A 13,159-nucleotide genomic window follows, 5' to 3' on the forward strand; every position below is an offset into this window, starting at 1 on the left:
CGGCGCGGCCATCGTTGGCGGCGGTTTAGCCAAGCCGGAATGTCTTGTACAGGCCTCGAATGTCAAAACTGTAACGTTGCAGATAGATTCCGGCTTCCCGGTCAGCTTCATCCCGCCATCAGAGCACGGTGGCACCCGACGGCATCAGAACCCGTCTCGTGATCCCGATATTGTCCAGAAACACTTCGTCATGGCTGACGACCAGAAGCGCGCCGTCATAGGCCGCGAGCCCGGCTTCTACGGCCGTGATCGAGTCGACGTCCAGATGGTTGGTCGGCTCGTCCAGGATGAGCAGCGGCGGCGGCTTCGGTCCGCCGAGCACGCAGGCAAGCCCGGCTCGCAGCAGCTGCCCACCGCTCAGCGTCGAGACCTGCTGCAGGGCAGCGTCCGCGCGGAACATGAACCTTGCCAGCGCCGCCCGGCAGGCAATCTCATCCGCGCCGGGATTAAGGGCACGGAAATTCTCCCGGACACTGAGCCCGGGATCGAGCAGGCTGACGCCCTGATCGAAGAACGCATACCCGGCAGGAACCGAAACCGTGCCGCCCCACGGGTCAAGCACACCGGTGATCAGCGCCAGAAGCGTCGTCTTGCCGGAGCCGTTCGGGCCTGAGATCGCCACACGCTCCGGCCCTGTCAGCGACAGCGACAGATTGCGGATGGCAGGCCGCCCCGGCGCATATCCGGCCGTGACGCCTTCGAGCCTCAGCACCACACGCGACAGCGGCAAGCCGGTCGGTTCCAGCCTGACGGCGAAAGGCTGCAGGACTTCGATCTTGCCGCGCGCCGCCGAAGCCGCGCCAAGTGCGTGCTCCCGCCGTTTCTCGCCGAGCCGCACTCTCTCACCCCGGGTATTCTCGGCCTTGCGTTTCAGCCCGCCGGCGACAATGCGGGGCATGTCGCCACGCGCCGCCTTGATCCGCCCGCCGCGGTCGCTTCGCGCCTGCCGCTCGGCCACCAGCTGGGCGCTCCGATTGACTCCGTCGATCCGCTTCTCGGCGTCGGCGAGATCGTGTTCGGCGGCGGCAAGCTCAAGCGCCTTGCGCTCCTGAAAAGCGCTCCAGCCGCCGCCATAGCGCCTTGCGCCAAGCGTCGTCAGCTCGACGATCGCATCCATCGTCTCCAGCAACTCGCGGTCATGGCTAACAACAAGCGCGCCGCCGCGCCAATCGCGCAGCAACGCGATCACCGCTTCCCGGCCCTCGCGGTCGAGATTGTTGGTCGGCTCATCAAGGATGAGAAAATCGGGTTCGGCAAAAATCAGCGCCGCCAAACCCGCTCGGGTGCGTTGACCGCCGGAAAGCGACGCCAGCACCGTTTCCGGCAGAGCATCGAGGCCGACGCGTTCGAGGGCCGAAGCCATGCGGGACTCGAGCGTCCAGTCGGCGTGGGCAAGCTCCTCGCCACTCGCCTCGCCACGCTCGGCCCTCACCAGGATGGCGAGCGCATCACGCACGTCGAAGAGATCGGCGATTGTCGCCCCGGCTTCGACCTGAACCGACTGGCGGAGAACGCCGAGGCGCCCGTCGAAGGCAATGTTGCCGGACAGCGGCTGCAGCTCGCCGGTCACCAACTTCAGCAGCGTCGTCTTGCCGGCGCCATTGCGCCCGACAAGTCCTGTGCGCTCGGCACCGAAGCTCAGATCGAGACCAGAAAGAAGCGGCCGCCCGTCAGGCGTCGACCACGAAAGATTGGAAAGAGTGATGGAGGCAGGCATGGATAGAGAACTCCCGGATGGCAAGGCGAGACGGCATTGCGATCTGGGTGAAATCCATGGTGGCACACATCCTGTTGGTATTGCGGGATGACGGCAATCTAGGCAGGCAAGGCGATCAAATCAAGGCGCATGCGGATGGCGCGGTCGCAGCGTGATAACGCTGATGTCAGAAGTCGTGACTTGAGATCGGCGATGCGCCGGGTGAGAGCGGAATGGGAGATAACAACGAAAGGAACCCGATGCTCGCTTCCATCCACCTGCTGCAGCCGCATCTTCTCAGCCTGCTGCGCATCGTCTCGTCGCTCGTACTCTTCAGCTACGGGACGCAGAAGATTCTGCATTTCCCTGCCGCGGCAAGCGTGCCGCCGGTTGGCTCCATGTCATGGATTGCCGGCATGCTGGAACTGGTTCTCGGTTTCCTGGTGCTGATCGGCTTCAAGACGCGGGCCGCCGCCTTCGTTCTCTCGGGCCTGATGGCCTTCGCCTATTTCATCGCTCATGCGCCGAAGAGCTTCTATCCGGCGCAGAACGGCGGCGTCGCCGCTATCCTGTTCTGCTTCGTCATGCTCTATTTCGTCGCCGCGGGCGCCGGCCCCTTCAGCGTCGATGCGCTGCTGAAGCGCAAGCAGGCCACAGCCGCCTGAAGCAAACGGCAAGGCTGAAGCGGTTATCCGCTTCAGCCGAATGCGATCTCAAGGCTTGTCAGCCTGACCCTTGAGCTTGACGGCCATCGTAACGGTACCGCGCACCGTGATGAAACTGCCATTGCCGCGATTAAGATCGGCATTGTTGCTGAGATTGGTGATCTGGCAGCTCTCGCCCACCGTCTCCAGAACCAGCGAGCACTGCCGTCCGGCCATCGCATAGAAGGTCTTCTGCGCCAGTTCGATCTGTTCGGAGGGATTTTGCGTTGCATCGGCCGGAACCGACATCGACATCGTCGATTGAACGTTGACGGTTCCGGGCATGCGCTGCCCGCCAGGAATGAGCTGTTGCGCCGATGCCGGAACGGCTGCCAGCGCCAGAATGCACGTCATGATGCGGAAAGAGAATGTCATCGGGCCTCCCCATATGGTTGCGGCCTTCTTCTTTCACAATCCCCTTAAACGCGAATGAGCGCATTCCCTAAGATTTAAGGGAATGCGCTCATTCGAAACGAACCGGCCGCGGATCAGACCTTGACCCAGCCGCCGTTCTTCTTGGAGGACGCGACGCAGGCTTCGACGAAGGCCACACCCTTCACGCCGTCATCGACGGTCGGGTAGACCACAGCCTTGTCGACGGGCTTGCCCTTCTTGGCAGCGTTGATGGCATGGGCCGCTTCCGTATAGATCGTCGCAAAGGCTTCGAGATAGCCTTCCGGATGACCGGACGGGACGCGCGAGACGCGGGCAGCCGCAGCGCCCGAACCGGCCCCATTGCGGGTGATCAGCCGCTTCGGCTCGCCGAACGGCGTGAACCAGAGATAGTTCGGATCGGCCTGGACCCACTCGATACCACCCTTGGTGCCATAGACGCGAACCTTCAAGCCGTTCTCATGGCCCGGCGCTACCTGGCTGCACCAAAGCATGCCCTTGGCCGGCTTTTCCTTGCCCTTCGCCTTGTAGCGCAGCATCACATGGGCGTTGTCGTCAAGACGGCGTCCTTCGACAAAGCTGTCGAGATCGGCAGCGAGGCTGTCGAGCTCCAGGCCGGAGACGAAGCAGCCGAGGTTATAGGCATGCGTGCCGATATCACCGGTCGAACCGCCGGCGCCGGATTGGGCCGGATCGGTGCGCCAGACCGCCTGCTTGGCGCCCTGCTGCTCGACAGCTTCCGTCAGCCAGTCCTGCGGATACTCTGCCTGCACCAGGCGGATATCGCCGAGTTCGCCATTGGCGATCATCTCGCGCGCCTGGCGGACCATCGGATAGCCGGTGTAATTATGCGTCAGGATGAAGAGCGCACCGCTCTCGTCGGCGATCTTCTTCAGCTTCTTGGCGTCGGCGAGGTTCGACGTCAGCGGCTTGTCGCAGATGACGTGGATGCCACGGCGAAGAAACTCCTTGGCCGCATCGTAATGCACATGGTTCGGCGTCACGATCGACACCGCCTCGATGCCGTTCTTCAGCTTCGCTTCGCGGATCGCCATCTCGCGATAGCTGGAATAGGTGCGCGACGGATCGAGACCGAGATCGCGGCCGGAGGCCTGCGCCTTTTCCGGCGTCGAGGACAGCGCCCCGGCGATCAGTTCGTATTGGTCGTCCAGACGGGCCGCCATGCGGTGCACGGCGCCGATGAATGCGCCAGCCCCGCCGCCGACCATGCCGAGGCGAATGCGCGGTTCGCGCGTCTGTTCGTTTGATGCTTCGATTGCCATTGTGTCCTCCTCGAAAGTATTTCCCCTTCTCCCCAGCGGGGAGAAGGTGGCCCGGAGGGTCGGATGAGGGGGCTACCCGCGAAACGCCTTTCGCTTCCCGCTCAAGGCATTCGTCGCTGACGCTCCTCACCCCCCTCATCTGCCCTGACGGGCATCTTCTCCCCGCTGGGGAGAAGGGAGTTTCAAAGCTTAAATCCCCAGCATCCGCCGGTTGGCGGCCTGATCTGTGCCGCCCGCGGCAAAGTCGTCGAATGCCTTTTCGGTGACGCGGATGATATGTGCCTTGACGAATTCGGCGCCTTCGCGGGCACCGTCTTCCGGATGCTTCAGCGCGCATTCCCATTCGACCACGGCCCAGCCGTCGAAATTGTTGGCGGTCATCTTCGAGAAGACGGCGCCGAAATCGACCTGGCCATCACCCAGCGAACGGAAGCGGCCCGCGCGCTCGACCCAGCCCTGATAGCCGCCATAGACGCCCTGGCGCCCGGTCGGATTGAACTCGGCATCCTTGACGTGGAACATCTTGATCCGGTCTTTGTAGATGTCGATGTTCTCAAGGTAGTCCAGGCACTGCAGGACGTAGTGCGACGGGTCATAGAGCATGTTGGCGCGCGGATGGTTCTTCACGCGCTCCAGGAACATCTCGAAGGTGACGCCATCATGCAGGTCTTCGCCCGGATGGATTTCGTAGCAGACATCGACGCCGCAGGAATCGGCATGATCGAGGATCGGCGTCCAGCGCTTGGCGAGTTCGTCGAAAGCGGTTTCGACCAGACCGGCCGGGCGCTGCGGCCACGGATAGATGAACGGCCAGGCCAGCGCGCCCGAGAAGGTCGCATGCGCCTTGATGCCAAGATGCTTGGACGCCGTCAGCGCCATCTTTACCTGCTCGACAGCCCATGCCTGGCGTGCCTTCGGATTGCCGCGCACTTCAGGCGCCGCAAAGCCATCGAAGGCTTCGTCATAGGCCGGGTGAACGGCAACCAGCTGGCCCTGCAGATGCGTCGAAAGCTCGGTGATCTCGACGCCGTTCTGGCGCGCCACACCGGCAAACTCGTCGCAGTAATCCTTCGAGGATGCGGCCTTCTTGAGGTCGATGAGCTGGCTTGCCCAGGTCGGAACCTGGACGCCCTTATAACCGGTATCGGCCGCCCATTTGGTGATCGCATCCCATGAGTTGAAAGGCGCTGTATCGCCTGCGAACTGGCCGAGGAACAGGCCCGGCCCCTTGATCGTCTTCATGTCAGAAATCCTCCCTGATTAGCGACCGTAAACGTTTATGATAATCTGTCACACGCATTTTGGCGGGAGCAAGGCGCCTCCACGCACTTGCGGCAAATGTGGCTGGATAGCCGGAAGTCAAATGGTGAGCGAACTAAACACGCCTCACCGGCAGCTGCAAGAGGTACGTGCCGCAAATTCGTCCGCATGCGAAATCGGAACATGAAAAATGCGCCCATCCTTGCGAATGGGCGCATCTGAAGGCGAATGATCAGAACGGAGAATCCGGGAAGTAGAAGTCCTTGGCGTTGTCCTTGGTGACGAGCGTCGCATCAAGAACGAAGGTGCCGCGAACCGGAACCTGATCGTAGAGACCAGCAGCCGTCAGTTCCATGGCCGTACCGACCATTGCCGGCGGATAGAGAACGTCGACCGGGATCATCTTGTCGCCGTCCATGACCTTCTTGATCATGTCCTTGGAGCCTGCACCGGCGACGACATACTTGATGTCGGTGCGCTTGGCCTGCTCGATGGCCTGGAGAACGCCGACAGCCATGTCGTCGTCCTGGCACCATACAACGTCGATCTTCTGGTACTTGGTCAGGTAGTCCTGCATGACCTTGAAGGCATCGTCGCGGTTCCAGTTGCCGTACTGGCGGTCGAGAACCTTGACGTTAGAGCCTGCAATGCCCTTGTCGAAGCCATCCTGGCGCTGCTGATCGATCGGGATCGGCAGACCGCGGATAACGACGACCTGTGCGTCCGGCGTCTGAGCGGCAATGTACTTGCCGGCGACCTCGCCGAGCGCCGGGTTGTTACCGGCAACATAGAGGTCGCGGACGGAATCGTCGTTGGTCGAAGGAGCACGGTCGACGAGAGCGACATACTTGCCCTTGCCCTTGACTTCCTTGATGGCGTTGACCAGCGGATCCGGATCCGACGGCAGGATGACGAGGGCGTCGATGCCCTGCGTATCAAGGTCCTGCACGGCGTTTGCCTGGCTGGCAGCGTCCGGCGAGGTCTTGACGATGACGTTCAGGCCAGGATGCTCTTCCATCAGCTTCTTGGCGACGCGTTCGGCATGGAACACCACACCAGAGGTCCAGCCGTGGTCTGCGGCCGGAATGGACACGCCGATGGTGAACTTCTTGTCCTGTGCGTATGCGGAACCCGCCACTGCGACGGCCGCAACCGCAAGACCCAACATGAGTTTGCGCATGCTATTCTCCTCCCAACATAACTTCAGGGACTTTCCTACCCGTAAACCGGACGCCCTGTGAGCCCGGCCAATGGCTGTTGCGGTCCGTTATCCCTTCCGGACCAGCGAGCGCTGCACCAGCATGGCGATAATGATGATCGCACCCTGGATCGCACCGATGAGATATTCGCTGATGAAGTTCGACAGCAGCATGATGTTGCCGACGAGCTCGAGAATGAAGGCGCCGCAGATCGTGCCCCAGACGCGCCCTGCTCCACCCTTCAGCGCCGTACCGCCGACGACGACAGCCGTGATTGCCTGCAGCTCCCAGAGAATGCCGGTGGTGGCCGAGGTCGAACCGAGACGTGGCACGTAAAGAAGAACGGCGATCGCCACGCAAAGCCCCTGGATGACGAAGGCAATGGTGCGCACCTTGTTGACCGCGATACCCGAGTAGCGGGCGACATCGCTGTTCGAACCGACGGCAACCACATGGCGGCCGTAGCGCGTGCGGTAGAGAATGAAGGCGGCAACGGCGGTGACCGCCAGAATGACGACGATCGGAACCGGCACGCCGAGGAAACTGCCGAAATAGGCCGGACGGTAGAGCGTCTGGATTTCAGGCGAGCGCAGCGTGATGGCGCCGCCCTGCGACAGCCACGTCGTCAGGCCGCGATAGATGCCCATCGTGCCGAGCGTTGCAATGAACGGCTCGATCTTGCCCATCGTGGTGATCAGACCGTTTGCCAAGCCGCAGAGCGCCCCCGCAACGACAGCGAACACGACGGCGACGACAAGCATCATCGTCGGATCGGCGATGACGCCGGAATTGAGCAAAAGGATCATCAGACTCGCGACGAAGGCCACCATCGAGCCGACGGACAGATCGAGGTCACCGGCGGAAATGACGAAGGTGGCACCGACTGCGATGATCGCGATGAACGCACAGCGCGTCGCGACATTGGCAAGATTGGTGATGCCGATGAAATTCGGATTGACCAGGGCGCCGACGATCAAAAGCAGGAAAAGCGCGGCGAACGGTGCCACGGCGCGCAGATCGACGTCCCGCCAGGAGCGGCGCCGGATCTCTCTGGTCTCCTCGTTGATGCTCATTGTCAAAACCAACCTCCCGACCCAAACCCTGTGGGTATCTTATCGTTGAAACGCGTGCCGAAGCGGCGCCTGCCGGATTGTCAGGCGGCCTTCCTCTTCAGGCCCGCGGCATATCGCATGATTTCCTGTTCGGAGATTTCGTCGCCCTCCAGCACGCCGACAATGCGCCCCTCGCGCATCACACAGACCCGGGTGCAGAGGCCGATAACCTCCGGCATTTCCGACGAGACGACAATGATCGACCGGCCATCGCGGGCCAGCGCCGAAATGAAATGATAAATCTGCTGCTTGGTGCCGACATCGATACCGCGCGTCGGCTCGTCGATGATGATGATGTCGGGCTCGGTCTCCATCACCTTGGCGAGCAGCAGCTTCTGCTGGTTGCCGCCCGACATGCGGCCGGCAACGATATTGGCGTCGCGTACACGGATATCGAAACGGCGCTTTGCCTTGGCCAGCGCCGCAGCCTCGCTGTTGGGGCTGAGATAACCGTGGGCCACATGCTGTCCAAGCGACTGCAGCGTCAGGTTCGTCACCATGTTGGAGCGCAGCAGCAGACCCTTCGACTTGCGGTCCTTGGTCATATAAGCAAGGCCGGCGCGATTGGCGGCATGCACGTCGCCAGACGCAACCTCTTGCCCCTTGATCACGACATCGCCGGAAACGCGCGAACGCAGTCCGGCGATCGCTTCCATTAACTCGGTCCGCCCGGAGCCGATCAGGCCCGAGAAACCGATGACTTCGCCCTTGCGAACCTCGAAACTGGCATCCTGCACGTAACCGGTCGAAACGCCGCTGACGCTCAGCACCACTTCTTCATCGACATTGGGCTCGACCTTGGTCGGGTAGAGACTGGAAAGCTCACGGCCGACCATCAGCTGCGCAATGGATTCCCCATCGAGAATAGAGGTCGGCGCCGTCTTGACCCACTGCCCGTCACGCAGAACCGTGACCCGGTCGGTCAACTCCATGACTTCGTCGAGCTTGTGCGAGACGAACACGAAGCTCGTCCCCTTGTCGCGCAGCTTGCGGACTTGCTCGAAGAGAATGTTGGTTTCTTCGCGCGACAGAACCGCCGTCGGCTCGTCCATGAACACCACGCGCGCATCGCGGCTGATCGCCTTGGCGATCTCGACCATCTGCTTGTCGGCGATCGACAGCGTGCTGATCAGCGCGTCTTCATCGACATGCGAACCGAGCATATCGAGCACACGGCGCGTTTCCTTGCGCATGTAGCGCCGGTCAAGCACACCGAAATGCGTCACTTCACGGCCGAGAAACAGGCTTTCGGTGACCGTCAAATGGTCGGCGAGATTGAATTCCTGGTGAATGATGACAATGCCGAGCGCCTCGGCGCCGCCATTGGGCGGCAGCACGATCGGCTGACCGTCGAGAAGGATCTCGCCTGAAGTCGGCTGCTCGAAACCGGAAAGAACTTTGACGAGGGTGGACTTGCCCGCGCCATTCTCGCCCATCAGCGCATGGACTTCGCCGGCGCGCAGATCGAAGTTGACGCTGAAGAGAACCTGTACCCCATTGAAGGATTTGCAAATTCGCTTCGCGGACAGCACCAAAGGCGCGGCCTCTGCAGGCTCCACAACCATCATTTCCTCCCTGCGGCTCCCCACCGCTTGAGAATGATGTAAACCTTTACATATGGGATGTAAAGGTTTACATCATTGATTTACACAGATCTGTGACTGGCTGCCTTTGACCTGTCGGCAAGTCTGTGTAGTGTCGCGGCGAAGACAGCCTATGGCGAGCCCCCAGTGTCGAATTCCACGCCCGCAACGATCGAAGACGTCGCCCGGATTGCCGAGGTTTCCATCGCGACCGTATCGCGCGCGATCCATATGCCTGAGAAGGTTGCGAACTCGACGCGCCTGAAGGTCAACCAGGCAATCGCCATCACCGGCTATACGACGAATGCCATGGCGCGCAGCCTGCGCCTCGGCCGGTCGAACATGATTCTGGTGGTGGCGCCCGATATCGGCGACCCGAATTTCTCCAACATTCTCGTCGGCCTTGAAAACGAGGCGCGCGCCCATGGCTACGGGGTGCTGATCGGCCATACGCAGAACGACGCCCAGCGCGGCCTCGAATATCTGAAGTTCTTCAATTCGAACCAGGCGGCAGGTCTCATCCTGTTCACCGGCATCCTGCCCTTCGGCCACCAGACGATGACCGCCCGGCTGCCGCCGAGCGTCGGCGTCTTCGAACCTGTCTTCAATGGCGGCATTCCCTATGTCGGCGTCGATGATACCGAAGGTGCGCGCAAGGCTGTCGATCTCCTGCTGGCCGAGGGCCACCGCAAGATCGCCTTCATCGGCGATTCCCGCACCCGCCTTGCCTACACGCGCCGCCGCGAGGGCTATGAAGCAGGGTTGGACGCTGCAGGCGTGCCGAAGGAAACGCGCATCGTTCTCGAAGGCGACGGCACGATAGAAAGCGGCCGTCATGCTGTCGAGCAGCTGTTCATGCGCGATACGCTGCCGACGGCCTTCATGTGCGTCAACGACCAGACGGCGATCGGTGTGATGATCGGCCTCAATGCGCGCGGCTACGATATCCCGCGCGACTTCTCGGTGACCGGTTTCGACGACGTGCCGCAGGCCGTGTTCATGAGCCCGTCGCTGACCACCATCCGCCAGCCGCGAACGGCGATCGGCAAGCAGGCGATGGCGCTGCTGCTCGAACTCTTGGGCGACGGCCAGCCCTCCGAGACGGAAATCCTGCTGCGCCCGGATCTCGTCGTGCGCAACTCCGTGTCATCGCCACCGAAGAACTGGCAGAGGCGATAATCGCGCAGCATTGCTGCCAAAATCCGGAAATCGGCGAAAGCCGCCGGAACAATTGCGAGGTTCAGCCGTTTGCTGACCCGGACGCTGGCTGCATCAGTCGATATTGTGGTTTGCACCCAGCGGCTGGCGTCCAATCAAAATGCGAAAGCCGGTCAGGCATTCGTTGTCCTTAATGCCGGGCGCTCGTTCCGGCTCACTTCCATTGAGTAGCAATCTATCGAGGCCAAAGATCTTTTTTGGACTCTCGGATGTTTCCGCTAGAAAATTCCGCCACCCGCCTACATTCAAGAATTGAAACAGCCACATAGGACCTGGGAATTCTGTGCCGCCGATACCCGATCGACACCATGCCGAAAATCAGAAGCGACTTGATGTGCTTGAAGCCTTCGACATTCTCGACACGGCTCCGGAACCGGAATTCGACGACATTGTCTTCGTTGCCTCCTCGGTTTGCCATACGCCCGTAGCGCTGATCAGCCTCGTCGAGATCGACCGGCAATGGTTCAAGGCGGCAGTCGGACTTGAAAGCTGCGAGACGCCGATCGACCAGTCCGTCTGCGCTCATGCGCTATCGAGTCCCCAGCCGCTCATTATCCCCGATCTGACGAAAGACGAGCGAACCAGGGACAATGTGCTGGTGACAGCACCGCCCGGTATTCGTTTCTACGCCGGAGCACCGCTGGTGACCGCTGACGGTACGATCATCGGCACGCTCTGCGTCATCGACACGGTTCCACGCCCTGAAGGCTTGGCCCCGGATCAGCTGAAGATCCTCCAGGCACTCTCCCGGCAGGTGGTGGCGCTGCTGGAGGCACGGCGCATTTCGAGCCGCAAGGACGAACTCTTCCGCCGCCAGAAAAGCATCAGCTCGGCGATGCGCTCGTCCGTGAACAAGAACATGGCGGCGCAGGAAGCCGGCCGTATCGGAACGTTCGATCTCGATATCGCCACAAGCCAGATGCGCGTGTCACCTGAATTCTGCAGGATCTTCGACGTGCCGATCGCCGAAAGCTATCCGGCTTCGACATTCGAAGACATGGTGATTCCCGACGACCAGTCCGTCAAGACGAGTGCCTCGACTCGGATGGACGGCACGGCGCTGCTGGATGTGGAATACCGTATCAGCACCAAGCATCGAAGCGTGCGCTGGATATCGCGGCATGCCGCCTTCACGACCGACGCGGACGGCAAACCGATTGCTCTTCGCGGAACCGTCCAGGACGTCACCGCCGAGAAGCGCGCCAGCGCCCGCGCGCAGGCCCTGCTCGATCTTGGCGACCGGCTGAGAAATCTCGACGATATCGAATCGATGGCAATCGCCGCAGCAGACCTGATGGCCAAGGCGCTGGATGCCACGCGGGCCGGCTTCGGTCTGGTGGATGCAGGCAATGAGACAGTGTCGGTGCAACCGGAATGGCAGGCACCCGGCATAGCCTCGCTTGCAGGCATCCATAGTTTCCGCGATTACGGAAATTTTATCGACGATCTGAAACTTGGTGACACCGTGATCATCGAGGATGTCAGGTCGGATCCCCGAACCAGCGATCACGCCACAGCGCTCCTGGATCTGGATATCCGGGTCCTAGTCAATGTGCCGATCTTTGACCACGGACATTTCAGCCTGGTGGTTTTCGTTCATCATAACCACCCCTACGACTGGTCGAACGAGGAGCTCGCCTTCGTCCGCAGCTTCGGCGACCGCATTCAGCTCGCCATTGCCCGCGTCAGGGCCGATGCCGAGCAGGATATTCTCAACCGCGAGATCAATCACCGACTGAAGAACACCTTCGCGATGATCCAGGCCATTGCCACCCAGACCCTCAAACCGGTGGCCGAGCGGGAACATGTCGAGAATTTCGAGCGCCGCCTGCATGCGCTGAGCCGCGCCCACGATATCCTGCTGCAGGACAACTGGCTGAGCGCCAATGTCCACGACCTCGTCGTCAAGGCGATCGAATCGCTGGGCGTCATCGATCGTGTCACGATCGCCGGGCCGAAAACCGCTGTTGGCCCCAAGGGCTCGCTATCGATTTCCCTGCTTCTGCACGAGCTCGCCACCAACGCTGTCAAATACGGTTCTCTTTCGGCCGAAGGCGGCGCAGCTTATGTGCACTGGACCATTGAAGGTCGAGGTGAACAGGCTACATTCCACCTATCGTGGCGTGAAGAAGGCGGCCCGACCGCCTTCGAACCAACCAAAAAGGGCTTCGGTTCCAAGCTTATAAAAATGGGCCTCATAGGGTCCGGCGGGACGGAAACCAGTTACAGCCCGGATGGCTACTCGGTCAAAATGTCCGCGTCGCTCTCGCAAATGCAAAGGAGCGACTGAGTTATGGGAGATGATCACACAGACACGAGACTACACGTTCTCGTTGTCGAAGACGAGCCGCTGCAGCGGATGATGGCCATCGACCTTGTGGAAGACGCCGGTTTCGAGGCGATCGGCGCCGCCGATGCGGAGGAAGCGGTGCGCATTCTGGAAGCGCGCAGTGATATCCGTATCGTCTTCACCGATATCGACATGCCGGGAAGCATCGACGGAATGATGCTGGCCGCCGCGATCCGCGATCGCTGGCCGCCGATCGAAATCATCATCACCTCTGGCCATATCCGCGAAGAGGAAGTGGTCATTCCGGTGCGCGGCGTATTCTTCCCGAAGCCTTACGATACCCGCCGGGTGACGCAGAAACTCGTCGAGTTCGGCGCACCGCACTGATCGGTCTGTTGTTGTCTCATGAAAAAAGCCGGGA

The 13,159-nt window shown here is 61.2% G+C and carries 11 protein-coding genes; 4 read left to right on the forward strand and 7 right to left on the reverse strand.

Annotated elements, in window-relative coordinates; genetic code table 11:
• Positions 1–118: 118 nt before the first annotated feature.
• Entirely contained in the window at positions 119–1,717 is a 1,599-nt protein-coding gene (locus AC1DIJ_RS20635; protein ID WP_112385612.1) for an ABC-F family ATP-binding cassette domain-containing protein, read from the reverse strand.
• Positions 1,718–1,956: 239 nt separating this feature from the next.
• Between AC1DIJ_RS20635 and AC1DIJ_RS20640 the strand changes: the two genes are divergently transcribed.
• Positions 1,957–2,361, forward strand: a complete 405-nt coding sequence (locus AC1DIJ_RS20640; RefSeq protein WP_112385725.1) for a DoxX family protein — start codon at positions 1,957–1,959, stop codon at positions 2,359–2,361.
• Between the two features lie 48 nt (positions 2,362–2,409).
• Here the strand turns inward: AC1DIJ_RS20640 and AC1DIJ_RS20645 are convergent, their stop codons facing one another.
• The 6 genes from AC1DIJ_RS20645 to AC1DIJ_RS20670 all read right to left on the reverse strand — a co-directional run bounded on the left by AC1DIJ_RS20645 (position 2,410) and on the right by AC1DIJ_RS20670 (position 9,212).
• Positions 2,410–2,775: a hypothetical protein gene (locus AC1DIJ_RS20645; protein ID WP_112385613.1), complete on the reverse strand. Its 366-nt coding sequence runs from the start codon at positions 2,773–2,775 to the stop codon at positions 2,410–2,412.
• A gap of 113 nt (positions 2,776–2,888) precedes the next feature.
• Entirely contained in the window at positions 2,889–4,076 is a 1,188-nt protein-coding gene (locus AC1DIJ_RS20650; RefSeq protein WP_112385614.1) for a Gfo/Idh/MocA family protein, read from the reverse strand.
• Positions 4,077–4,265: 189 nt separating this feature from the next.
• Complete coding sequence (locus AC1DIJ_RS20655) at positions 4,266–5,318, reverse strand: sugar phosphate isomerase/epimerase family protein (protein WP_112385615.1); 1,053 nt, start codon at positions 5,316–5,318, stop codon at positions 4,266–4,268.
• A 250-nt stretch (positions 5,319–5,568) separates the two neighbouring features.
• A complete protein-coding gene (locus tag AC1DIJ_RS20660; RefSeq protein WP_112385616.1) occupies positions 5,569–6,516 on the reverse strand; it encodes a substrate-binding domain-containing protein in 948 nt (315 codons plus the stop codon).
• A gap of 87 nt (positions 6,517–6,603) precedes the next feature.
• Positions 6,604–7,608: an ABC transporter permease gene (locus AC1DIJ_RS20665; RefSeq protein ID WP_112385617.1), complete on the reverse strand. Its 1,005-nt coding sequence runs from the start codon at positions 7,606–7,608 to the stop codon at positions 6,604–6,606.
• Between the two features lie 80 nt (positions 7,609–7,688).
• Positions 7,689–9,212, reverse strand: a complete 1,524-nt coding sequence (locus AC1DIJ_RS20670; RefSeq protein WP_112385618.1) for a sugar ABC transporter ATP-binding protein — start codon at positions 9,210–9,212, stop codon at positions 7,689–7,691.
• Between the two features lie 165 nt (positions 9,213–9,377).
• Between AC1DIJ_RS20670 and AC1DIJ_RS20675 the strand changes: the two genes are divergently transcribed.
• The 3 genes from AC1DIJ_RS20675 (at position 9,378) to AC1DIJ_RS20685 (ending at position 13,125) form a co-directional block, all read left to right on the forward strand.
• Complete coding sequence (locus AC1DIJ_RS20675) at positions 9,378–10,409, forward strand: LacI family DNA-binding transcriptional regulator (protein WP_112385619.1); 1,032 nt, start codon at positions 9,378–9,380, stop codon at positions 10,407–10,409.
• Positions 10,410–10,782: 373 nt separating this feature from the next.
• Positions 10,783–12,738, forward strand: a complete 1,956-nt coding sequence (locus tag AC1DIJ_RS20680) for a GAF domain-containing protein (protein ID WP_148194264.1) — start codon at positions 10,783–10,785, stop codon at positions 12,736–12,738.
• 3 nt (positions 12,739–12,741) lie between these two features.
• Positions 12,742–13,125: a response regulator gene (locus tag AC1DIJ_RS20685; protein ID WP_112385621.1), complete on the forward strand. Its 384-nt coding sequence runs from the start codon at positions 12,742–12,744 to the stop codon at positions 13,123–13,125.
• Positions 13,126–13,159 lie beyond the last annotated feature (34 nt).

It is taken from the genome of Rhizobium sp. 10N427 (assembly GCF_056394605.1).